Raw genomic sequence first — 22080 nt, forward strand, 5'->3', positions numbered from 1 at the left:
CCGGCGCCCTCAGCGGGCGCCGCCCCCGCGCCGCGGCCAGTCCAGCAGCCGGGCGCCGATCACCGCGGTCTGGAGGGTGTACCGCTGCACCGGGTCCGCCGGGTCCGCGCCGGTCAGCCGGTGGATGCGGGCCAGCCGGTAGGTCAGCGCCCGGACGCTCAACGACAGCCGGCGCGCCGCCTCGGCGGTGACGCACCCGGCGTCGAAGTACGCGGTCAGGGTCTCCAACAGCGGCCCGGCCCCGCCCCGGGCCTGCTCCAGGGGGCCCAGCGTGTGGTGCACCAGCTCGGTCATGGCCTGCCGGTCCCGGGTCAGCACCGGGAACACCAGCAGGTCGGCGGCGCGCAGCACCGGCCCTTCGAGGTCCAGCCGCTCGGCCAGGTCGAGGACGTTCAGCGCCTCCTCGTAGGAGTGCACCACTCCGCCCACCCCCTGCTTCGGCCGGCCCACCGCGACCCGGGACCCCCCGGTGGCCGCGTACGCCTGCTTGGCGAAGTGGGTGAGGACCCCCTCGCCGTCGTCCCGGTCGCCGGGGGCCACGCAGACCAACAGCCCCTCCTTGGTGGTGACCAGCACGCTGCGGTTCCCGAACCGGGCCAGCAGCGCCTGTTCGACCCGCCGGGGCACCGCGTCCCCCTCCTCGTAGGCGGTCGGCCCGGCGGCCACCGCCACCGCGTGCGCGGAGGAGAACCGCAGCCCGAATCGTTCCGCCCGGGCGGCGAGCCGCCCCACGTCGCTGCGCCCGTACAGCAGGTCGTCGACGAACTCCCGCCGGGCCGCCGCCTCCTGCCGGACGGCCACCCGCTGGGCCCGTTCGTACCCCTCGGCGACCGCGTCCACGGCCTGCTCGACGGCGGCCAGGACCCGGTCGGGGGAGCCGGCGGCGGGCCAGTGGGTGCGGGTGGCCGCGAGGTGCGCGGCGATCAACGGCCGGATCGGGTGGCCGCCCTCGGCGGCCAGTTCCCCGAGGACGCGCCGGGCGGTCAGCTCCTCGCGGGTCAGCCGTCGCCCCGTCGCGGCGACCTCGGCGAGCGCCCGCGCGTAGTCGTCGAGGTCGAGCCGGGGGCCGGCGGCGCCGTCGCCCGGGCCCTCGATGCGCTCGACGGGCGGCGGCGTCCCGGTCGTGGTCGTCATCGGTGGCCCCCCTGCGTCGTCCGGTCGTCCCTTTCACGGTAGACGCCCCGGGCCGCGGCGCCGCCCGCCGGCCCCGGGGGCGGTCCGGGCAACGCGAAGGGGCCGACCGGTGGACGGTCGGCCCCTTCGTGACCCGGGCGGGGTGCGTCAGCTGTTGCCGGCGCCGTTGCCGGACAGGATCGGGATGTCCTCCAGGATGTGCGACAGCGGCTCGTCGCCCTTGATCTGCGAGGAGTTCTCGACGCACTGCTGGTTCTGCGGGGAGGACAGGACGTTGACGTCCTGGACGGTGATCGGGATGAGGCCGATCAGCGAGCCCGCGTTGACCTTGGCCGGCAGCCCCACGCACGGCTTGTTCAGGGAGCCCTGGATCAGCGCGAACTGCGGGCTCCAGTTGCCGTGGGTGGCGGAGTTGCCGTACGCCTGGGTGGCGCCGTTGCCGTTGACGGTGGTGGCGCCACCGTCGTTGCCGATCGCCATGGCGGGGGCGGCGGCAGCCGTTACTCCGGCGACGGAGGCGGCGACGGCCGCGGCTGCCCACAGCTTCTTCATGATTCTCACCCTTTCGAGAGCGGGCCCCTGGTCGTGGAGCCGCGTGGTGATCAACTGCGTGTTCGACCCCGGGGTTGCGGCAGATGACCCGAATGGCGGAGCGCCCGGGGCCAGTGGGGGCGCTGCCCATGTCACGGACGCCGGTCCGTGCGTTGGTACGGGCATGACTGACGCACAGGACGGACCGGACCGCCGGCCGGACCTCCCGGGTCGACGGAGCGGCGGGGACCGACGGAACGGGGACGGCGAACGGCGCGGACCGGGGCACTGGCGACGACAGGGGCTCATCCCGGTGAGCCGCCGGGCGCCCGACACCGGCCCCGGACGCCCGCGCACCGGGCGCACGGGACCGGAGCGCTCACCCGGTGGGCCCGAGCCGGAGTACGCCCGGCTCGCCCGGCTGTGGCGGCATGCGGGACGCACGGTGCCGGGGCGCCCCGATCCGGAGTGGGAGTCCCTGGTACGCCGGAACATCTGGCCGCCGTGAGCGCGCCGGCGCACGCGGTCGCCCGGCGGCCGGAACGCGGAACGGGCCGCCGTGTGACCACGGCGGCCCGTTCGCCGCGGTGTTCCGGGACGGGCCCGGAACACCGCGCGGTGGTGCGGGAACTCAGTTGTTGCCGACGCCGTTGCCCGAGAGCACCGGGATGTTGCTGAGCAGGTGCGACAGCGGCTCGTCGCCCTTGACCTGCGAGGAGTTCTCGACGCACTGCTGGTTCTGCGGGGAGGACAGGACGTTGACGTCCTGGACGGTGATCGGGATGAGGCCGATCAGCGAGCCCGCGTTGACCTTGGCCGGCAGCCCGATGCAGGGCTTGTTGAGCGAGCCCTGGATCAGCGCGAACTGCGGGCTCCAGTTGCCGTGGGTGGCGGAGTTGCCGTACGCCTGGGTGGCGGCGTTGCCGTTGACGGTGGTGGTGCCGGCGTCGTTGCCGATCGCCATGGCGGGGGCGGCGGCAGCGGCCGAGGCGCCGATGACGGAGGCGGAGACGGCCGCGGCGGCCATGACCTTCTTGAACACGGGATTCCCCTTCGTACTTCGCTTGAGCTGTGCGTCGTGTTTCGCTGTGTCGCCTTCCGGGGAACCCGCGGGGAGCGGCCCTGCGGAAGGCGCCGGTCCCGTGGCGCTCTGCCCGTCCCGGAGCGCTCTGCCCAACTCCCCCCGCACCCCTTGGTTGCTGCGCTTCACCCCGATGGATTAACCGGGCGGCGCGGGGGCGACGTCGGCACCCGGAACGTCCGCCTTCTTCAGCCGGACCGGGCGGTTCGGCCGGCGGTGCAGGTGCAGGAACGCCAGCCGGGCCAGGGTGTCCCGACGGGACTCCCGGGCGGTCGTCGGGCGGCCGTGTCCCTCCGGGCCCCCACGGGCTCCCGAGCCGTCCTCGGCCAGCAGCTCCGCCTCGTCCGCCGCGATCCGCCAGCTCAGCCGGCCCACCGCGGTGTCGACGTGCACGGTCCGCCCGCCGGTCGCGTCGGGCGGACCGATCCGTCCGGCGTGCAGCCGCGACACGTACGCGACGAGCGCGGCCCGTTCCTCGTGCAGCCCGGCGAGTCGCTCGTGCACGACGGCGAGCCGCTCCACCAGGCGCAGCTCCCGCTCCGACCAGCCCCCCGGGGCCCGGTCGGGCCCGGGGGGGTCGGGAGGGTCGGCGGGTTCGACGCGTGCACGGTGCGCGCCGGCGGGAGGCCGGACCTGCGTGCGGCTCATGCGTTCCACGGCATCACGGATTCCTTTCAGCGCCGACCGCGGGCGGAATTCCACCCGGTGCGCACCGCAACAGAACGGGCCGAAAGGATAATCAGACGTCCATCCGCCGGAGCACGTGACGCGCGGATTTTCGATTTCCGTCGTCAATCCGTGGCGCGTCCCGATCCGGCCGATCCGTTGCGCTGACCGGGTGACCCGAGCCGACCGGGTGAAGACCCGCAACTATTTGGGCGGGCCGCAGTTGTCCAGCAGGCACCAGCAACCTGGTCAGAAAAGGAATTCGCATGCTCAAGAAGGTCATGGCCGCGGCCGGTGTCGCTGCCTCCGTGGTCGGCGTCACCGCCGCCGCTGCCGTCCCCGCCATGGCGATCGGCAACGACGGTGGCGCCACCACCGTCAACGGCAACGGCTCGACCCAGGCGTACGGCAACTCCAAGACCCACGGCGACGGCAGCCCGCAGTTCGGCGCGGTCCAGGGTTCGCTGAACAAGCTCTGCCTCGGCGTTCCGGTCAAGGCCAACCTGGGCTCGCTCATCGGCGCCATCCCGATCACGGCGCAGGACATCAACGTCCTGTCCTCCCCGCAGAACCAGCAGTGCGCCGAGAACTCCTCGCAGATCAAGGGCGACGAGCCGCTGTCCCACATCCTCAGCGACATCCCGGTGCTCTCCGGCAACGGCGTCGGCAACAACTGACCGGCGCCGGCCACGAGGCCGTCGCACGGACCGTGCGGACCCGGGTCCCCCGACCCGCCCGAGAGGGCGGGGGACCCGCACCGTACGGCCCGGACACCGGACGCCGCCCGGGCGCCGACCGCTCGTGCGGAATCCCGGCCTCCCGCTTCCGGAAACCCGTACCCGGATTCCCGGGTCCGGATTTCCGGCCGCGGGAGCCCCCACCTCTCGACGATCCACCCGCACCCCGTGGTGCGGGCGGTTCGGGTTGTTCGGGTGAATACCGGCGGAAAGAGCGGCGTTCTCGGTTTCCTCGCCCCTCCGTGGTCGTTTGACAGGCCACCGGTCATGGCGCGGGCTGCCGACGATGGGCCCGCTCGGTTTCCACCGACACTTCGGCCTGACCGCAGAGAAGGGAAGAATTCGTGAAGCTCAAGAAGACGGCGGCCGTGGTCGCCGGCCTCCTGCTGGCCCTCGGGGCCGCCTCCCCGGCGGTCGCCGACTCGACCGCCAACGGTGCCGCGATCGGTTCGCCGGGCGTCCTGTCCGGCAACGTGGTCCAGGTGCCGATCAACATCCCGGTCAACATCTGCGGCAACAGCGTCAACATCCTCGCGCTGCTGAACCCGACCGCCGGCAACGTCTGCGTCAACGCCTGACGCGGACCGCACCCCCCGCGGTAGGGCCCGCTCCCCTCGGGGACCCGGGCCGTCCGCCGGCCCCCGACCCGTCCCCGGACGGGGAGGGGGCCGGCGCCCCCCTTTTTCCCGGGCGCACCGCGCCCACCCCTCCCGCACCTTCGGCGAACAGGAGACTCCTTCCATGCGACAGGCCCTCAGCAAGGGCGTGCTCACGGCAGCGGCCGCAACGAGCATCCTGTCCCTGCCAGGAGGACACGCCCTCGCCGCCGACGCGGACGCGGCGGCGGTCGGCTCACCCGGCGTCGTCTCCGGCAACACCGTCTCGGCGCCGATCACGGTGCCCGTGAACGTGAGCGGCAACAGCGTGAACGGCGCCTCCCTGCTGAACCCGACGTTCGGCAACAGCGCCACCAACACCACCGGCCCCGCCACCTCCCAGGCCGGCCCCGACGGGGCCCCGCACCCGGGCGCCGTCGACCACCCGCCCGGTCCCCCCTACGACCCGCAGGCCCCCGGCGGCCCGGGTGCCCCGACCCAGTCGGCTCCGGCCCGGCAGTCGGCTCCGGCACCGTCCGGGGCGCAGGCCGGGCCCGCGAAGTCCGCGCCGGGCGGCAAGCACGCGGCGCCCAAGAAGACCGGCCCCAAGCACGCCGCGGCGAAGGCCAAGTCCGGCAAGCACGCCAAGTCGGCCAAGCACGCCGCGCCCGCCGGCCGGCCGGCGCACCGGGCCGAGGCCGCGCGCACCACGCAACTCGCCGGCGGCAGCACCGCCTCGGGCGTCGCCGCGGGCTCGCCGGGCGTGCTGTCGGGGAACCTCGGCCAGGTCCCGGTGAGCGTGCCGGTCAACCTCTGCGGCAACACGGTCAACGTCATCGCGCTGCTGAACCCGGTGTTCGGCACCGTCTGCGCCAACCCCGCCGGGCCCGTGGACCTCCCGCCCCGGGTGACCGTGCCGCCGCAGCGCCCCGCCGAGCCCCCGGTGCAGGTGACCCCGCCGCGCCCGTCCACCCAGACCCAGCCCCCGCGCACGCCCCAGGCGCCCGAGCGCACCGCACCCCCGCGCATCGTGCCCGCGCACGAACACCGCGCCACGCCCCCCGCGCTCGCCGCGACCGGTGCCGAGAGCACCCTCGGCATCGCCGCCGCCTCCGCCGCCCTGCTCTTCGGCGGCGGGGTGCTGTACCGGCGCGCGGCCCGCGCCGCCCGCCGCTGACCCCGACCCCCGCAGCACCCGGAGCCCGGGCCCCCGACCACCGCGGTCGGGGGCCCGGGCTCCGTCCCGGTGGGCTCAGCCCGGACCCGCGCCGGTCGCCGCGGGCGACGGGGACGGCGCCGGCCCGCCCGGCGCCGGCACCACCGGCGGCGGTACGGGCTCCCCCTCCCCGGTCCGCTGCCGCAGGTGCCGGCAGACGCCCCGGACCAGCCGGTCCGCGGTGTACCCGGAGCCGTACACGAACCGCATCGCCGGGCCGTACGTCGACGCCGTGACCAGCCCGGCCAGGAACAGCCCCGGCCACGAGGAGGTGAAGTCCCGGCCGAGCTCCGGGGCGCCGTCCGCGCCCACCGCGAGCGCGGTGCGCAGCTCCGGGGCGAGCACCTGCAACCGGTCGCGGGTCGCCGCGAAGCCCGTCGCGGCGATCACGTGGTCGGTCAACAGCGGCTCCACCGCCCCGGCGGGGCCCCGCACCGCCAACCGCACCCGTCCGGAGTCCGTCACGCCGGCGTGCACCGCCTCGTGGCCCAGCAGGACCTCCAGAGCGCCCTCCACGCGGTCCCGCAGCCACCAGGCCCCGGCCGGGCCCAGCGCGGTCCTGACGACCCGGGCCCGGGTGGCCTCCGGCAGCCGCCGGAACACCCCCGGCAACTCGCTGTAGGACCAATTGCGCCACCCGGGGCCCAGCCCGCTGTGCGGCGCGCGCACCGCCTGCCACCAGGGCCGTTCCCAGGCCGGCGGCAGCCCGTTCCAGTCCAGGGCGCCGGCCCGGGCGAGCAGCCGGACCCGGGTGCCCTGTTCGGCGAGCAGGGCCGCGGTCTCCAGGGCCGCCTGGCCCGCGCCGACCACCGTCACGTCCCGGTCCCGGAAGGCGCCGAGGTCGGCGTGGTGACTGCTGTGGCTGACGTGCTCGGGGCCGAGGACGGTCAGCGGACCGGGCACGTCCACGAAGGGCAGCACCCCCACGGCGAGGGCGAGCGCCCGCGCGCGCACCGGCTCACCGTCCTCGGTGACCGCCTCGAAGCCGCCCGGGCAGGCGGTGACGGTCCGGATCGTCCGCTGGTCCACCGCGGGCACCGCACGGTCGGCGAACCACAGTCCGTACTCCGCGAAGGTGCGCACCGGCAGCGGCACGCCGTGTCGGGTGGGGAAGCCCCGGGCCGTGCCGTAGGCGTCCAGCCCGTAGCGCCGGCCGGGGTCGGAGAGGTGGGAGGCCCAGGGCTCCGACTTCAGGAACATGCCGGCGGGCATCTGGTCCCGCCAGGCGGACATCGGGCGGCCGAAGACCCGGAGGTCCAATCCGGCCGCCGCGGCGTGCGCGGCGATCGACAGGCCGTACGGGCCCGCTCCCACCACCAGGAGGTCGTCCATCAGCGGCTGCTCGCTTTCTCGTGTGCTGCGTCGGTCGTCGGAGGCGGTGGGGGCGCCGGGGACACGGCGGGGGCGCGGCCCGGGCGGGGCAGCCGGGCGGCCAGCCGGCGCACGGCGTGCCGCGGCCACAGCAGGGCCAGCGCCCGGGCCGGGCCGGGGTCGTCCCGGGCGCACCACGCGAGTTCGGCGGGCCCGGAGCGCAGCGGGGCGGTCAGCGCGGCCAGCGGCGCGTGGTTCTCCACCACGAAGCGCCGGCCGGGCAGCGGGGCCGCGTCGGGCAGCGGACGCCCGGTCAGGTCCAGGTGCAGGGCGCGCACCACGTCGATGCCGCGGCCGTCCGCGAAGAGCCGGAACTGGGCGCCGGGCCGGGGGTTGAAGTCCAGCAGGTGGTACGCGTCGCGGGCCGGGTCGTGGCGGAAGTCGAGGTCGAGGACGCCCCGGTAGCCGAGGGTCCGCACCAGTTCCCGGGCGGCGGTGTGGAGCCGGGGGTTGGGCACCCAGCGGCCGACCGCGGTCGCGCCGGCGCGCGGGGGCCACGCGCGCCGTTTGCACCCGGAGCCGCCCCCGTGCAGGGCGCCGTTCCGGTCGGCGTACCCGTGGAAGAACCAGTCCCGGCCCGGTCCCGGGGCCAGGTAGGTCTGGAGCAGCAGCGGGCTTCCCGCCTCGGCCGAACGCCGGTACAGGGCGGCGGCCTCGGCGGCGGAGCGCAGCAGCAGGGTGGAGCGCAGCCCGCTGCCGCCGGGCACCAACCAGGGGCGGCTCCACTTGGCGACGACGGGCAGCCCGAGCCGTTCGGCGGCCGCGCCGGCCTCGGCCGCGTTCCCCGGGAGGACGGTCCGCGGGTGCGGGATGCCGAGCGCCCGGCAGACCTCCGCCAACCGGGCCTTGTCCGCGACCCGTTCGGCCAGCGCCCCGGGGCGGCCCGGCAGCAGGTACGGCCCGGTGAGCTCCCGGTGCGCCCGGCTGACGGCGATCGCCCCGGCGTCGTCCAGGGGGATCAGGACGGCGGGGCGGGCGAGCGCGGCGGCGACCCGGCGGAGCACCGCGGTGACGGCGGCCGGGTCCGCGTCGGGCGGCGGGGGCCGGTGGGTGCGGTGCAGGTACCGGGAGTGCGGCACGGGGCTCGCCGCGCAGTCCGCGACGACGTGCACCTCCGCGCCGGCCCGCCCCAACGAGCGCACGGCACCGAGCGTGCCGTGGTGGAACGGGTTCCGGTCCAGGCGCAGCAGCACGGCGGGAACGCGCGGGTCCAGTATCGACACGGGAATGCCGCCACCTTTCACTCACCCAAGCGGGCGGACGGGTGCGGGAACGGGACGGGCCCCGTTCGGGTGCACGAGGAAGAGGAATACGAGGGAGTCGTGTGTTCGGCTCGAAGGCTTCTCAAGGCGGGGGCGAGGAAGGCCGAAAAGGCGAGGAGAGAGATTTCCCTAGGAGTGGTGCATGGTCTTGCAGCAACGTCCGCCCGTCCGCCGTCGGACGTCCCGCGGGCGGTGTCCTTCCGCCGGTCCCCCCGGTGCTTCCGTTCGTGCCGGTGCCACCGGATTCCGGGCGCCCCGGTCGTGCGGTCCCCGCGGTGCGTTCGGGGCCTTGCGGGCCCTGCTCGCGCTGGTGCTGATCGGTGCGGCGGCGCTCGGTGCGGCGGTGTCCGCACCGGGCACGGCGCGCGCCGCGGACCCGGCCGCGGTGGACGGCGAACGGCCCGCGTTCGGCGCCTACCTCGACTACGGGCCGCGCGGAGTGGCCCGGATGGCGGAGCTGAGCCAGTGGCTGGGCGGCGCCGAACTGCGCGTCGGCCACACCTACCTGCCGGGCGACAGCTGGGCGGGTATCGCGGGCGACGTGGAGTTCCTGGCCGACTGGGCGGGGTGGAAGCACTCCGGGCCCGACCGGCTGTTCGTGCTCAACGTGCCGATGTCGGCCCGCAACGAGCAGCGGCTCAGCGACTTCCAGGTCCGTTCCGACCTGTGGCGCGGCGCCATCGGCTGGAACGACCTGCACTTCCGGCTGCTCGCCCAGCGCCTGGTGGACCTCGGGCTCCGGGACGCGGTCCTGGTGCTCGGCTGGGAGATGAACGGGACGACGTACGGGCACCGCTGCGGACCCGATCCGGTGCTGTGGAAGAGGTACTGGAAGAGGATCGTCACCACCATGCGCTCCGTACCGGGTCAGGAGTTCCGTTTCGATTTCGCGCCGAGCCGAGGGAAGGACGCCATCGGTTGGACCGCGTGTTATCCGGGGGATGACGTGGTCGACATCATCGGAATGGATTCGTACGACCAGCCGAGTGGAATCACCTTCGACGAGCAGGTGACCGAACCGTACGGACTCCAGCACCACGTGGAGTTCGCCCGGGCTCACGGCAAGCCTATTTCCTATCCGGAGTGGGGGCTGTTCCGAAACGGCGACAACGCCGAATACATGCGCCGCATGCTCCAGTGGATGGAACGGCACCGGCCCGTTTACCACACGATCACGGACTACTGTCCGCACGGAGTGTGGCAGTGCGCCACCAACCCGCGGGCCGCGGCGGTCTACCGGGAGCTGATGTCGGAGGCCCTGCCGCAGCCGCCGGAGCCGGTGCCGGCCCCGCCGGTGGTCGAGCCGCCCGCCCCGGAGCCGCCGGCACCGCCCGCCGAACTCCCCGCCGAGCCCCGGCCCGCCGAGCCCCCCGCGCAGCCGGAGCCGACCTGCACGGAGGTGGACCTCGGGCCCTGGCTGGGGCAGTGGATGGAGGAGCCGATGTGCGTTCCCGGGGTCCCGGACGACCTGGGGGGCTTGGGGGACGTGGGGAGTCTGGGGAACGCCGGGGACCCGGGTGGCGTCGGGGGTGCTGGGGGCGTGCGGGACCTGGTCGATCCGGCGCGGTGGGGCCTCGGCACGGCGTAGCGACCGGGCGCCCTCCGGTGGCCCGGGGGACGCCCACAGGCGCCGGCGTGCGGCGGGCCCGTCACGGCCCGCCGCACGCATGTGCGCCCCCTCCCTGGTCCGACGGGGGCGGGGTGGTGCGGGCGGCGGTGCGCGCCCGGCGGACGTGCCGTGCCCGCCGGAGCAGGTCGCGCGCCCCGGCGTCGCCGAGGGCGAGGACGAGCAGGGGCAGTGCCCGCCGCCGGGCCAGGAGCAGCCGCCGGTTGGTGACCACCGCGGGCTTCCAGTGGTGCTTGTAGGGTTCGTCGCCGCGCAACAGGCTCAGCACCCCGCCCCGGGCCGCGGCGCCGTCCCGGGTCGCCAGCCGTGCGCCGGAGCGCAGCAACATGGTCGCCACGTCCACCTTCCCGGCCCGTAGCCGCGGATGCGCCCCGTACAGATAGGCGCCGGTGAGGCCGGGGGCGAGGAGCGTGAGGTCCACGGCGACGGTGGTGCCCGCGGTGTCCCGGGCGTCCCCGGAGGCCGTGGGGCCCGTGGGGTCCGTAGTGGGGGAGGTGCGGTCGGGCAGCCGGAACTCGGTGACCACCGCGTGTCCCGAGCGCACCATGGCCACCACCGCGCGCTCCAGGTGCGCGGCGAACCGGGGCCGCAGGTGTTCGCCCGTCACCTTGCGGTCCTGCCACTGGAGCCGGTGCAGCGCGAGCAGGGTGCGCAGGGCGCGCGGAACCTCGTCGATGGGGACCTCACGGCCGTGCACCCCGAGCGCGTCGAGCTTGCGGAGCTTGGCGCGGACCCGCTGGGCGCGGGGGCGGGCCAGCCGGGCGACCAGGTCCTCCAGGGCGAGGGCCGGCAGTTCCAGGCACGGCGTGTCGGCGAGCCCGCGCCGTGGTCCGGGCCAGAGCGCGTACACCCGCTCCGCGGCGGCGCCCGGGCGGACCTCGCGCAGGTCCACCAGCGCGCCGCGGCCCGCCGCGGCGATCCCGGCCGCGAGGGCCCGGGCGGCCGGCTCCGCCCGGGCGTCGTCGAGGAGCACGTCCGCGTGGTCGCTGAGCGGCCCGCCGAGCGGGACCAGCGTCGGCCACGGCCGGTGCACCAGGGTCAACGGGGCCGCCGCCACCAGGCGCCCGGCCTCCCGCACCAGGACCACCCGCAGCCGCCCGGGCCGTCCGTACGAGCGCCACCAGGAGTGCAGCCAGGCGTGGTGCTGGAACGGGGTGGCCGTCCGGCAGCGGGCGAACAACGCGGCCCACTCCGGGGCGAGCGCGGCGAAGGCGGCCGGATCGCGGCACACCTCGACGACCGGGACCGCCGGGTCCCCGCCCGGGGACCGGGGCGGGGACCCGAGGCGTGCCGGCGCCGACACGGAGGGCGCGGGGGTCACCGCTGGAGGTCCGCCGCGGGCGCCGGAGCGGGGACGGGCGCCGGCGCGGAAGGCTCCGGTGCGCGCCGGCGCGGGCGGGTCAGGAGCGCCAACACGCCGAGCAGCCCGCCGGCGCTCCCCCCGACCAGGGCGGTGGTGACCGGGCCGGCCGAACTGGGCGTGACGGGGCGCAAGGCCCGGGAGAACTGGAGCAGTTGGACCCGGGTGCGGTCCTCGTTCCGGTTGGCGTTGAGGGTCAGCGCCCGGGAGACGGCGTTGGCGATGTCGGCGGCCCGCGCCGGGCGCCCGGCGGTCGCGGAGATCGCGACCATCGGGGCGTCCGGAGAGGTCTCCGCCCGTACCCGGGAGCGCAGTTCGGCGACCGGGAGCCGGGCGGCGACCTGGGCGTCGCCGAGGACGGCGAGTTGGGTGGCGACCCGGCCGTACGCCTGGGCGAAGCCGAGCGCGGTCGCCGGGTCGGACTTCTCGGTCGGTACGGCGATGACGTAGCTGGTGGCCGTGTACTCGGCGGGCCGCAGCACGCCGTAGGCGCCGCCGGCCGTGGCGCCGGCGAGGGCGCAGCCGGGCAGCAGCAGCCAGACGGGCAGCCGCCGCAGTCGGGCGAACCGGCGGGCGGGGGCGCCCTCGTGGGTGTCGGTCATCGGGTTCTCCGGTGTGGGTGCGGGCGGCCGGGGGAGGACCGGGCCGGGCGGAAGGGGGGCGGGGGCGGGTGGTGGCGGCGGTGCGGGTGCGGTGGTGCGGGGTCAGGAACGGACGACGGAGGCGTACACCCCGGCGAGGCGTTCGGCGCTGCGGCCGATGGCGTAGTGGGCGACCGCCGGCGGTACGGTCCGTTCCCGTGGTCCCGCCTCCCGCAGCCGGCCGAGCGCCGCGGCGAAGGAGGCGGCCCCGGGGGCGAGGCGTTCGGCGTCACCGGCCGCGCCGGGCGGGAGGTCGTCCAGGGCGGGGCAGTCGACGTAGCGCACCGGCAGGCCGGCGGCGAGCGCCTCCAGGACGGCGAGGCCGAACGCCTCCTGGGGTGAGGGGGAGGCCAGGACGTCCATCGCGGAGAGCAGCGCGGGCAGTGCGGGGACCTCCGCCGGAGCGGTGCCGGACGCCTCGGACGCGCCGGAGCCGCCGGGGAGTGCGGGAGGTGCGAGAGGGCGCGCTTCACCGGTGAGTACCACCCGGTCGGCGACCCCCGCCCGGCGCGCGGTGCGGCGCAGTGTGGTGGTCTCCGGGCCGGCGCCGACGACGAGCAGCCGGACGTCCCGGGGCAGGGCGCGGAGCGCGGTGACGAGCTGGTCGAAGCGTTTGCCCCGCACCAGCCGACCCACCGCGCCGACCACGAAGGAGTCGGGGGGCAGCCCGTAGCGGGCCCGGACCCGGTGCCGGGCCGCCGGGTCGTAGCGCAGTGCCTCGGGGTCGATGCCGTTGGGGACGACGTGGATGCGCTGGCGCGGCACGCCCCAGCGGCGCAGCCGTTCGGCGACCGTGGGGGAGACCGCGACGGTGGCGTGCCCGAGCCGTTCGCCGGCGAGGTACAGGGCGCGGACCCCGGGGGTGAGGGGACGCCCCTCCATCTGCCCGTCGCCGAGGGAGTGCTCGGTGGCGACGACGGCGTGCACGCCGGCGATCCGGGCGGCGATCCGACCGTAGAGGCAGGCCCGGTACAGATGGGTGTGGACGAGGTCGTAGCCGCCGGCGCGGATGTGCGCCACCAGCCGGGGCAGGGCCCGCAGGTCGCGGTTGCCGGTCATGCCGAGGTGGGTGACGCGGATGCCGTCCGCGGTGAGCGCGTCGGCGACCGGGCCCGGGTTGGTGAGGGTCACCACGTCGCAGGTGATGGGGAGGTGACGGAGCATCAGGCGGAGTTGCTGTTCCGCTCCGCCGACCCCGAGGCCGGTGATGATGTGCAGCGCCTTCACGAGGACTCCGGTCGAACGGTGGTGGTCGCGGTGCCGGTGGCCCCGGCCCGTGGGGCGGCGGGGCGGCGGGCGGCGGTCCCGAACGGGACCCCGGGTCTTCTGCCCCGCACCGGCGTGCGCGCGGGCGCATCGGCCGTCAGCGGGGCGCCCGGAGCCCGGACCGTCCGGCCCGGCATCGGGCGGCGCCAGGGGCTGAGGAGCCGCTTCGCCTCCCAGCGCGCGCCGGTGTCCTGCTGCCCGATGTGCACCCGGGGCAGGGCGAGGTCGCCGGCGAGCGCACCGGGGGCGATGGCACAGCCGTAGCGGTAGCCGGCGGCGCCCACGGCGGCGACCACCCGGGCGTCCACGGTGCCGTACGGGTAGCAGAAGCCGAGCACCTCGGCGCCGGTCAACTCCTCCAGCCGACGCCGGCTGTCCCGGGTCTCGACGCGCAGCACGGCGTCGTCGACGCGGGTCAGATCGAGGTGGGTGAGGCCGTGGGAACCGATCTCGACCCCGGCCGCCGCGGCGGCCCGCACCCCCTCGGCGGTGAGCAGCGGCTTGCGGACGCCGAGCGGGTCCCAGGCGTTGTCGCCGCCGAGCCGGCCGGGCAGGACGAACAGGGTCGCCCCGCAGCCGTGGCGGCGCAGGACGGGCAGCGCGTGGTCGAGGAAATCGGCGTATCCGTCGTCGAAGGTCAGCGCGACCAGTCCGCGGGCCCGACCGCGGGCCCGTGCCGCCATCAACTCCCGCATGCTCACCGCGCGCGATCCGCGCCGGCGCAACCGTCCCAGTTGGTCGTCGAGGCGCTCGGGGGTGACCGTGATGCGGTACGGGTCGTCGCCGACGCGGGTCACCGAGTGGTACATGGCGATCCACTCCGGCGCACGCGCGGGGCGCATCGCGTCGAGGCGGTCCAGCAGGGTGCGGGGGGCGGCCCGGGTGGCCGCACCGGGGGCCACCGGGGCCTGGGCGGACGAGGCGGTCGACGGGGGCGGGGGCGTGGGGGTGCGGCGAGGCAGACGGGTACGGGGGGCGGTGCCGGAACGGTGCCGGTCAGCGCGCATCGGTGCCCTTTCGGTCGGGGGAACGGTGGGGGGCGCCCGGGGCCCTGCCGGGTCCCGGGCCGTCAACGGAGCCGGTGGGCGTCGCCGGCGCGGTGGTCGGTGCACGGTCCGGGGTGCGGTCCGGTCCGGCGGGCTCGTTGCGGCCGTCGTGTCCGCGCCCCGGCAGGCCCCCCAGCGCCCGGAGCACCAACAGGAACACCACGAGCACGGTCAACGAGGTCGCCAGCACGGTGCAGAGGGCACCGTGGACCCCGTCGCCGAGCGCCGTCGTGCGCGCCCGCTCGACCCGGGCCGCGCAGAGGACGCCCGCGCCGGTCGCGCAGCCGGCGGCGGCCGCGGCCCGGGCCAGTTGGCGGGTGACCCGGTCCAGCCGGAGCGGTACCGTGCGCCGCTTGGTGCCGCACAGCAGCAGCACCGCGCCCAGGGTGATCCCGGCCGCGTTCGCGGCGGCGATGCCGCGCACCCCGAAGGGGCCGACGGCCAGGGCGCCGAGCACGGCGGTCACCCCGACCCCGAGGGCCATCGAGAGCAGCGGGTACCAGGTGGGCCGACGGGCCGAGAAGTACGAGCGGACCAGCGCGCCGACCAGGGCGTGGCCCAGCAGCCCGAGGGCGTACACGCGCATCACCCCCGCCGTGGCGGTGGTGTCCTCGGCGGTGAACGCGCCGCGCTGGAAGAGGAGTTCGACCAGGGGGGCGGCGGTCGCGACGATCGCGGCCGTCCCGCACAGGACCACCGCGGACACCAGCCCCAGGTCCCGTTCGACCCGGCGCCGCGCGGCGTCCGTGTCACCACCGGCCAGGGCCCGTGCCACTGCGGGGAAGGTGACCGTGCACACCATCAGCGACAGCACCATCGGCATCTGCGCCACCTTCTGGGCGTAGTTCAGGTGCGAGATCGCCCCGGCCGGCAGCGAGGAGCCGAGGAAGCGCTCGATCAGCACCTGCGACTGGCGGCACGCGCCGAACAGCAGCACCGAGGCGATGAGCGCGCCCCCCGCGCCCCCCGCGCCCCCCGCGAGCCGCGCACGCGTCGCGGGCCGCGCAGCCCCGGGTGCCGTGCCCGGGGCCGCCCCGGGTGCGCCCGGGGCGGAGTCGGAACCGCGGAGCCGGCGCCAGAGGGCGGGGGCCTGCACGGCGACCATCAGACAGCCGCCGACCGCCACTCCCACCGCTGCCGACCGCACGCCCCAGCGGCCGCCGAGGACGAACATCGCGGTGATGATCCCGGTGTTGTACGCCAGGTAGATGGTGGCGGGCACGAAGAACCGGCCGTGCGCGCGCAGCGCGGCCCCGCAGTAGCCGCAGAGCCCGAAGGAGAGCAGGCAGGTCGCGGTGAGCCGGGTGCAGTCCACGGCGAGGTCCGGGTCCGGCAACCCGGGCGCCAGGAGGTCCACCACCAGCGGGGCGGCGACCACGGCGACCACGGCGACCACCGCGAGCGCGAGCGCGAGCCGGGGCAGGGTGGTGCGCACCAGCGCTCTCACCGGGTCGGCGCCGGCGGACCCGCCCCGCGTGCGGTGCACCAGCGCGGCGCTGAACGCCGGCACCAGCACCAGGGCCATGCCGTCCTCGATGAGGAGGGTGGAAGCGAACTCCGGAACCGTCCAGGCCACCAGGAACGCGTCGGTGGCACCGTCGGCGCCGAACAGGTGGGCGAGGGTCTGGTCCCGGACCAGTCCCAGCAGCGCCCCCGCCGCGGTGAGCGCCCCGGTCACCAGGGCCGTCCGGGCGAGGAACCGTCCCTCACCGGCCCGGCCCGCCCCTTCCGACCGGCCCGCCCCCTCCGACCGGCCGGCCGGTGCCGCCGGGTCGGTGGGCCGAGCCGGCGTGTCCGCGGGCGCGCGGGGCGCCGGGGCAGCGCTCGGCGCGGGATGCCGTGCGCCGGAGGCTTCGGCCGCCGCCGGGCGGGCTGCCTCCCGGGCCGGGCTCACCGGGCGTCCGCCCCGAGCGCCCACCGGGCGGCCACCCCGAGGCCCACCGCGGTCAGCACCGTGGCGGGGCCGCCGATGTCCGCGTACCCGAAGTCGACCAGCTGCCACACCAGCACCCCGCAGGCGAGCAGCCCGCAGTCGGTGCCGGGGTCGAGCCGGTCCGGTCCGCGCGGCCCGGCCCGCTCCCGCCGGCGCGCCGCGCGCAGCCGGCGCACCGCGAGCACCAGCAGCGCCGCCCACCCGCCGGCGAGGGCGAGCAGTCCGAGCAGTCCCTGTTCGCTCAGCACCAGCAGGTACATGTTGTGCGGGGACAACAGGGGTTGGCGCTGGTAGCCGACACCGGCGCCGGCCGTGTCGCTCCCGGAGGACAGGGCGAGCGAGGCATGGCCGTCCCGGTGGGCGGGGAAGTTCTTCAACCCCACCCCGGCGATCGGCCGCTCCTGCCACATGCCGAGGGCCGCCGCCCACATCGCGTACCGGTCGGTGACCGACTGGTCGGGCGCCGCGGCGACCCGGGTGATGCTCCCCAACCGCTCCTGGAGCAGCGCGGTGCCCACCCCGACCCCGCCCACCAGCACGATCGCGGCGGCGGTCAGCACGGCGAACCCGGCGAGCGCCCGGCGCACGCCGGTGAGGAGCAGCTGTGCGGTCACTGCGACGGCCGTGGCGATCCACGCCCCCCGGCTGAACGACAGTGCGAGGGGCACCAGCAGTGCCACCGCGCACACCAGTGCGCCGCCCCGCCGGACCACCTCCCCGTGCCCGCGCCGCGCGTCCCCGGGGCGTCCGGTGCCGAGGGCGAGCCCGACCGCGCAGACCACCCCGTACGAGACGACGCTGGCCATGCCCATCACATCGGTCGGGCCGAAGGTGCCCACCGCGCGGATGTCCGCCCCCATGTACGAGGCGCCCGTCCCGGTGGCGTACTGGTGCACGCCGATCCCGCCCTGCACCAGGGCCAGGGCGACGAACCCCCACGCGACCAGGCGAAGTTCGGCCCGGCTCCGCACCAACAGCAGCACGGCCACCGGGACCAGCACGAACACCTGGAGGTAACGGCCGAGCCCGCTGGCACCGGTCGCGGCGTCGACGGCGCCGGTGGCCGCGACGGCGATCCCGACGACCGGCAGCCCGAAGACGACCGCGGCGGTCCGGTGCAGGGGGCGCCCGCCCCGACGCACCGCCCCGACCACCGCGAGCACCACCAGCACCCCGGACATCACGTCCGCGACGGTCCCGCCGCCGTGGTCCGTGCCGCCCGGCCCGGTGACGGGGAGGGCGAGCAGGGCCAGCAACAGGAGTACCGGAAGCACCGGCGCGCCCCGCCCGAACAGGGCGGGCGCCCCGCCCGTGCCGCTCGGCGCGAACGGCGCTCGCGCCCGCTCGGCGGGCCCCTCGGAGCGCCCGGCGCACACCGTGCCGGGCGTGGTGGGAACGGAATCGGGCACCGGTCAACCCCCCGTGGGTCGGATGAGGACGGCGGCCGTGCGCAGCAGGATGCAGACGTCCTGCCACAGCGACCAGGTGTCGATGTAGGCGTTGTCGAAGCGGGCCCGGTCCTCGATCGAGGTGTCCCCGCGCAACCCCTCCACCTGGGCCAGCCCGGTGATTCCGGACGGCATCCGGTGGCGGTCCGCGTAGCCGTCGTAGGTCCGGGAGAACTGGCCGACGAAGTAGGGCCGTTCGGGGCGCGGCCCGACCAGGCTCATGTCGCCGCGGAACACGTTCCACAGCTGGGGGAGCTCGTCCAGCGAGGTGCGGCGCAGGAACCGGCAGGGCGTGCTGATCCGGCCGTCGTCGGCGACGTTCCACCGGGTGGCCGCCTCGCGCGGGTCGGCGGGGCGCAGGGTGCGGAACTTCAGCAGGGTGAACGGGCGCCCGCCGCGGCCGATCCGCTCCTGCCGGAACAGCACCCCGGGGCCGTCGACGAGCCGGATGACCGTTGCGCACAGGGCCAGCACCGGTGCGGCCAGCAGCAGCAGGAGCCCGGACAGGGCCATGTCCAGGGCCCGCTTGCGGATCGGGGTGCGCCGGGGCCCGTGCGGTGCGAGCGGGGCGTGCGGGAACCCGGCGAGCCGGGGCGCACGCCGGCCCACCGGGCTCGGGCCGGCCGGTGCCGGGTCGAGGTGCCAGAGGTCCCGGCCGTATCCGGTGAGCATGCGCAGCAGCGGGGCCTGACCGCGCAGCGCCTCGGACCCGGTCACCAGGACGTGTCGCACTCCGTGCTGGACGAGGGCCCGCCGGACGTCGTCGACGGTGTGCAGGGCGGGCGGTCCGGCCGCGTCCGGTGCGGGGACCGGCGGTCCCGGGGGCAGCGGCCCGGCGGCGACGGTGCCGACCGGGCGCACCCCGCACCGGGGGTGCCGCAGCAGCGCCGCCGCCACCCGGCGCACGGCACGGGCGTCCCCGATGACGAGGACGGGGTGCGGCTGGCGTGCGAGCCCTGCACGCCGGCGTGCATAGACCACGGCCCGCCCCGCGCAGGAGACCAGGGCATGCGTCGCGCAGCCGAGTGCCAGGGTGCCCGGCGGCAGGCCGTGAGCGGGCACGAGTGCGGCCAGGACCGTGCCGAACACCGTCCAGGCGACGGCGGTGCGCAGCCACACCCCCGGTGCCTCGGCCAGTGCCCCGGGCACGGTCAGCGTCGGTCCGCGCCGGGCGGCCCGGGCGTGCCAACCGCCCACCCCGGCCGCCAGCGCCACCACCCACAGCGGTCCGCGCTGTTCCGCGGCGAGGGCCAGCGCGCCGAGCAGACCCGCCGTCACGTCGACCACCAGCAGCAGTCCGTCCCGGCGGGGCCGGGCCCGCCGCGGTCCCACCGGACCGGGGGGCCCTCCGCCGGAGGGCCGGCGGGGCGCCAGGACCGAGACGGTCTTCGGCGCGCGGGGCGGCCGGGGCGCGGCGAGCGCCCGGGGCGGAGCGGACCGCCCGGCGGTGGCGAACCCTCCGGTGGTCGCGAACCGGCCCGTGGCGCTCGGCCGTCCGGCCGCCGCGGCGGGTTCGGGGGGCATCGGCCCGGTGGAGGCGTGACGTCCCGTCCGCGGTTGCCCCAGGGGCGGAGGAACGATGCTTTCCGCGGTCACGAGGTGATGGACTCCCTGCACTGGGTGCGCTCCGTGCCGAGCAGCCCGCGGTACACGGCCGCGACGGCTTCGGCGGAGTGCCGCACATCGTGGGTGGTGAGGACGTGCCGGCGTCCCGCACGGCCGAGCGCCGCGCGCCGGTCCGCGTCGAGCAGCAGTCCGACCGTCGCGCGCGCCAGCGCACCGGGGTCCTCGGCGGGCACCAGGCAGTGCGGGGCGTGACCGGGCGGCAGGCTCTCCCGTGCGCCGTCCACCTCGGTGAGCAGCACCGGGCGCGCGCAGGCCAGCGCCTCCAGCGGGGCCAGGGCCATGCCCTCCCAACGGGAGGGCAGGACGACCAGGTCGGCGGCCCGGTACCAGGGGCGGGGGTCGTTCACGGCCCCCGCGAAGAGCACCTGCGCGGGCGCGGCGGCCCGCAGCGCGGCCCCCGCCGGCCCGTCCCCCACCAGGACCAACCGGGCCCCGGGAACGGCCCGGAGGACCTCCGGCCAGGCCCGGAGCAGCAGGTCCTGCCCCTTCTGGTGGCACAGCCGGGCGACGCAGACCACGAGCGGAACGTCCGGGGGGACGTCCGCGAGCGCGGGGAGCGCACGGCGCACCTCCCGGGCGCTGTGGGGTGCGGGCGCCGCGCCGGCGGAGACGGGCGCGGCGCCCGCACCCCGGACGGGAGCGTCCTCCTCCGCGGGGCGGTGGCGGAGGGTGTCCACCCCGTTGGGCACCACGACCCACCGGCCCCGCACCCCGGCCGCCGCGCCCCGCCGGCGTTCCGCCTCGCTGACGCAGACGATCCGGTGCGCCCAGCGCGCCCCGTACCGCTCCCACCGCAGGCTCAGGGCGCCCAGCGGTCCGTCGACGGCCTCGAAGGACCAGGCGTGCGGCTGGAACACGGTCGGCGTCCGCCCCCGCACCGCGAGCCGGGCCACCAGCCCGGCCTTGGCGCTGTGCGCATGCACCAGATCGGGCCGCACCGCGCGCAACACCCGTGCCAGGGAGCGCACTTCGCCGGCCAGCCCGGGGCCGGGGGAACGGGTGGCGGCCCATTCCAGATGGCTGGCGCCGGCCCGGACCGCCGCCGCGGCCAGCGGGCCGCCGGCCGGGCAGGCCACCGCGGTGCGCACCGCGTTCGGTCCCGAGGCGTGGGCCTGCACCAGGTCGGTGACCACCCGGGCCACGCCGCCCGCCACCGGCTGGACCACGTGCAGCACCAGCGGGGGCCGTCCCCCGCCGGGGCGGGCCCGCTCAGCGGGCATCGGCGTCGGTGTCGACCGCGGCGAACAGGACCCCGGCCCAGGCCACGTCCTTCTCCGCGGTCAGCCGCAGGTCGAGCCGTCCGCCGCCGGCGGAGACCGCCTTGCCGAGGTCGAACACGTCCGAGTCGTAGCCGAGGGTGCCCGCGTACGAGGGGTCCCGCTCGCTCTGCGCGCCGGGTTCGCCCACGGTCGAGTTGAGCACGTCCCCGTCCGGGTTGCGGGTGTCCGTCAGCGCGGTGCCGGCCCGCCGGCCCACCGAGACGGTCAGGGCGTCCCCGGTGGTCCCGGCGTCGCCGTTGTACGCCACGAACCCGACCGTGCCCCCGCCGCCGGCCGGCACGGTCGCCCCGTCCAGCCGGACCGCGGCCTCGTGGCGCCCTTCGCCGAGGTACGCGAAGCCGTCCCACAGGGCGAGTTGGCGCAGCGGCTCGCTCTGCTTCTCGTAGGCGACGACCAGCGTCCAGCCCCCCCAGGCCCCGGCCCCGGAGTCGCCCATCGCCACGTTCACCTGTCCGACCGTCCACGCGCCGGAGCCGCCGGCGCGCACCTGGGCGGTCACGTCCGCGGACGCCTGGTACGCGTCCGCGCCGCCCGCGGTGCGGTGGCCGACCACGCTGTCGGCGAGGACCTGCTTGTACCTGCCCTCGGGTTCGGCGAGCAGCACCCGGTCGTTGTCGCGCGACGGCTTCTGCTCGCCGACCCGCAGGTTGCCGCCCCAGTACAGCCGGGCGTACGAGACCTTCGCCCCGCTGGGCACGCGCAGTTCGGCGCGGCTGGAGTTGTAGGTGTTGTCGTCGGTGTCGACGTCCGCGTAGAACATGTCGAAGCCGTCGTTGGTGGCGGTCTTCCGGCCCGCGCGGGCGTCCGCGCAGGACACCGGAGTCCCGTCGGTCGTGGTGGAGGACTCGTCGGCGCGGCAGGTGATCGACACGTTCGCGGCGCGGGTGATGCCGCCGTGCTGCACCGCGTGGAACCGCTGGGCGAACGGCACCCGCTCGGCCTCCTCGGCGTAGGAGCCGCGGGCCGGCGAGGCGGGCGGGGCGGTGGGCACCGAAGCGGGCAGCGCCGGCACGGGGACCCCCTCGCCGTGGTCGGTGGGCGCCGCGCCGTGGACGAGCGGGGCGCCGGCGAGGCCGCCCGCCGTGGCCAGGACGCAGAGGGAAAGGACACCCGCCGTCATCCGGGGCGGGCCGAGTCGTCGCAGAACGGAAGCGAAGGAATTGCGCATGACCGGGATTGCCCTTTCGGGAGACAAATCAGTGGAAACCCGTCGGGGGGAGTATGACCATCGCACTTCATGAGCGTGTGATGCTCGCGGG

Annotated in this window: 19 protein-coding genes and 1 pseudogene; 5 read left to right on the forward strand and 15 right to left on the reverse strand. The window is 76.6% G+C overall.

What is annotated here, in order from left to right; all coding sequences use genetic code 11:
- Positions 1 to 9: 9 nt before the first annotated feature.
- Both ABT092_RS00165 and ABT092_RS00170 read right to left on the reverse strand, forming a co-directional pair.
- Positions 10 to 1134: a PucR family transcriptional regulator gene (locus tag ABT092_RS00165; protein ID WP_351238033.1), complete on the reverse strand. Its 1125-nt coding sequence runs from the start codon at positions 1132 to 1134 to the stop codon at positions 10 to 12.
- A 147-nt stretch (positions 1135 to 1281) separates the two neighbouring features.
- Positions 1282 to 1686: a rodlin gene (locus ABT092_RS00170; RefSeq protein ID WP_445402375.1), complete on the reverse strand. Its 405-nt coding sequence runs from the start codon at positions 1684 to 1686 to the stop codon at positions 1282 to 1284.
- Between the two features lie 163 nt (positions 1687 to 1849).
- On the opposite strand from ABT092_RS00170, the gene ABT092_RS00175 reads away from it, so the two are divergent.
- Positions 1850 to 2173: a hypothetical protein gene (locus tag ABT092_RS00175; protein WP_351238035.1), complete on the forward strand. Its 324-nt coding sequence runs from the start codon at positions 1850 to 1852 to the stop codon at positions 2171 to 2173.
- 123 nt (positions 2174 to 2296) lie between these two features.
- On the opposite strand, the gene ABT092_RS00180 is transcribed toward ABT092_RS00175, so the two are convergent.
- Together ABT092_RS00180 and ABT092_RS00185 are read right to left on the reverse strand one after the other, a co-directional pair.
- Positions 2297 to 2707 (reverse strand): rodlin, encoded by a 411-nt coding sequence (locus tag ABT092_RS00180; RefSeq protein ID WP_351238037.1) that lies wholly within the window; start codon positions 2705 to 2707, stop codon positions 2297 to 2299.
- A gap of 177 nt (positions 2708 to 2884) precedes the next feature.
- Positions 2885 to 3394, reverse strand: coding sequence for a hypothetical protein (locus ABT092_RS00185; RefSeq protein ID WP_351238039.1), 510 nt, complete (start codon positions 3392 to 3394; stop codon positions 2885 to 2887).
- Between the two features lie 284 nt (positions 3395 to 3678).
- Here ABT092_RS00185 and ABT092_RS00190 point away from each other — a divergent pair, with 284 nt between their 5' ends.
- The 3 genes from ABT092_RS00190 to ABT092_RS00200 all read left to right on the forward strand — a co-directional run bounded on the left by ABT092_RS00190 (position 3679) and on the right by ABT092_RS00200 (position 5922).
- Positions 3679 to 4089: a rodlin gene (locus ABT092_RS00190; protein ID WP_351238041.1), complete on the forward strand. Its 411-nt coding sequence runs from the start codon at positions 3679 to 3681 to the stop codon at positions 4087 to 4089.
- Between the two features lie 404 nt (positions 4090 to 4493).
- Positions 4494 to 4727 (forward strand): chaplin, encoded by a 234-nt coding sequence (locus tag ABT092_RS00195; RefSeq protein WP_351238043.1) that lies wholly within the window; start codon positions 4494 to 4496, stop codon positions 4725 to 4727.
- Between the two features lie 163 nt (positions 4728 to 4890).
- Positions 4891 to 5922, forward strand: coding sequence for a chaplin (locus tag ABT092_RS00200; protein ID WP_351238045.1), 1032 nt, complete (start codon positions 4891 to 4893; stop codon positions 5920 to 5922).
- A gap of 75 nt (positions 5923 to 5997) precedes the next feature.
- Here ABT092_RS00200 and ABT092_RS00205 read toward each other — a convergent pair whose 3' ends face one another.
- Positions 5998 to 7293, reverse strand: a complete 1296-nt coding sequence (locus tag ABT092_RS00205) for an NAD(P)-binding domain-containing protein (RefSeq protein ID WP_351238047.1) — start codon at positions 7291 to 7293, stop codon at positions 5998 to 6000.
- Complete coding sequence (locus ABT092_RS00210) at positions 7293 to 8555, reverse strand: carboxylate--amine ligase (protein ID WP_351238049.1); 1263 nt, start codon at positions 8553 to 8555, stop codon at positions 7293 to 7295. Before ABT092_RS00210 ends, ABT092_RS00205 begins: the two co-directional genes overlap by 1 nt.
- A gap of 328 nt (positions 8556 to 8883) precedes the next feature.
- On the opposite strand from ABT092_RS00210, the gene ABT092_RS00215 reads away from it, so the two are divergent.
- Positions 8884 to 10182, forward strand: a complete 1299-nt coding sequence (locus ABT092_RS00215) for a glycoside hydrolase family 26 protein (RefSeq protein WP_351238051.1) — start codon at positions 8884 to 8886, stop codon at positions 10180 to 10182.
- 61 nt (positions 10183 to 10243) lie between these two features.
- Here the strand turns inward: ABT092_RS00215 and ABT092_RS00220 are convergent, their stop codons facing one another.
- The 9 genes and pseudogenes from ABT092_RS00220 to ABT092_RS00260 form a co-directional block, all read right to left on the reverse strand.
- Positions 10244 to 11452: a GNAT family N-acetyltransferase gene (locus ABT092_RS00220; RefSeq protein WP_351238400.1), complete on the reverse strand. Its 1209-nt coding sequence runs from the start codon at positions 11450 to 11452 to the stop codon at positions 10244 to 10246.
- Positions 11453 to 11538: 86 nt separating this feature from the next.
- Positions 11539 to 12183, reverse strand: a complete 645-nt coding sequence (locus tag ABT092_RS00225) for a YveK family protein (protein WP_351238053.1) — start codon at positions 12181 to 12183, stop codon at positions 11539 to 11541.
- Positions 12184 to 12285: 102 nt separating this feature from the next.
- Positions 12286 to 13449 carry a glycosyltransferase gene (locus ABT092_RS00230; RefSeq protein WP_351238055.1) on the reverse strand — a complete coding sequence of 388 codons (1164 nt, stop codon included), beginning with the start codon at positions 13447 to 13449 and terminating at the stop codon, positions 12286 to 12288.
- 167 nt (positions 13450 to 13616) lie between these two features.
- Positions 13617 to 14330: pseudogene (locus ABT092_RS00235) on the reverse strand (polysaccharide deacetylase family protein); the annotation flags it as partial.
- 154 nt (positions 14331 to 14484) lie between these two features.
- Positions 14485 to 16428: a lipid II flippase MurJ gene (locus ABT092_RS00240; protein ID WP_502968358.1), complete on the reverse strand. Its 1944-nt coding sequence runs from the start codon at positions 16426 to 16428 to the stop codon at positions 14485 to 14487.
- Positions 16425 to 17762 carry an O-antigen ligase family protein gene (locus tag ABT092_RS00245; protein WP_351238402.1) on the reverse strand — a complete coding sequence of 446 codons (1338 nt, stop codon included), beginning with the start codon at positions 17760 to 17762 and terminating at the stop codon, positions 16425 to 16427. Before ABT092_RS00245 ends, ABT092_RS00240 begins: the two co-directional genes overlap by 4 nt.
- Positions 17763 to 17879: 117 nt before the next feature.
- Entirely contained in the window at positions 17880 to 19439 is a 1560-nt protein-coding gene (locus ABT092_RS00250; protein ID WP_351238059.1) for an exopolysaccharide biosynthesis polyprenyl glycosylphosphotransferase, read from the reverse strand.
- 68 nt (positions 19440 to 19507) lie between these two features.
- Entirely contained in the window at positions 19508 to 20761 is a 1254-nt protein-coding gene (locus ABT092_RS00255; RefSeq protein WP_351238061.1) for a glycosyltransferase, read from the reverse strand.
- A complete protein-coding gene (locus ABT092_RS00260; protein ID WP_351238063.1) occupies positions 20751 to 21989 on the reverse strand; it encodes a DUF3344 domain-containing protein in 1239 nt (412 codons plus the stop codon). Before ABT092_RS00260 ends, ABT092_RS00255 begins: the two co-directional genes overlap by 11 nt.
- Between the last annotated feature and the right edge of the window lie 91 nt (positions 21990 to 22080).

It is taken from the genome of Streptomyces sp. NPDC002490 (assembly GCF_040296045.1).
Lineage (GTDB): Bacteria > Actinomycetota > Actinomycetes > Streptomycetales > Streptomycetaceae > Streptomyces.

Bases quoted from the DNA above. Each gene is read 5' to 3' on its own strand.
- ABT092_RS00165 (WP_351238033.1), bottom strand. From the start codon at position 1,134: ATGACGACCACGACCGGGACGCCGCCGCCCGTCGAGCGCATCGAGGGC.
- ABT092_RS00170 (WP_445402375.1), bottom strand. From the start codon at position 1,686: ATGAAGAAGCTGTGGGCAGCCGCGGCCGTCGCCGCCTCCGTCGCCGGA.
- ABT092_RS00175 (WP_351238035.1), top strand. From the start codon at position 1,850: ATGACTGACGCACAGGACGGACCGGACCGCCGGCCGGACCTCCCGGGT.
- ABT092_RS00185 (WP_351238039.1), bottom strand. From the start codon at position 3,394: ATGAGCCGCACGCAGGTCCGGCCTCCCGCCGGCGCGCACCGTGCACGC.
- ABT092_RS00190 (WP_351238041.1), top strand. From the start codon at position 3,679: ATGCTCAAGAAGGTCATGGCCGCGGCCGGTGTCGCTGCCTCCGTGGTC.
- ABT092_RS00200 (WP_351238045.1), top strand. From the start codon at position 4,891: ATGCGACAGGCCCTCAGCAAGGGCGTGCTCACGGCAGCGGCCGCAACG.
- ABT092_RS00205 (WP_351238047.1), bottom strand. From the start codon at position 7,293: ATGGACGACCTCCTGGTGGTGGGAGCGGGCCCGTACGGCCTGTCGATC.
- ABT092_RS00225 (WP_351238053.1), bottom strand. From the start codon at position 12,183: ATGACCGACACCCACGAGGGCGCCCCCGCCCGCCGGTTCGCCCGACTG.
- ABT092_RS00250 (WP_351238059.1), bottom strand. From the start codon at position 19,439: ATGCCCCCCGAACCCGCCGCGGCGGCCGGACGGCCGAGCGCCACGGGC.
- ABT092_RS00255 (WP_351238061.1), bottom strand. From the start codon at position 20,761: ATGCCCGCTGAGCGGGCCCGCCCCGGCGGGGGACGGCCCCCGCTGGTG.
- ABT092_RS00260 (WP_351238063.1), bottom strand. From the start codon at position 21,989: ATGCGCAATTCCTTCGCTTCCGTTCTGCGACGACTCGGCCCGCCCCGG.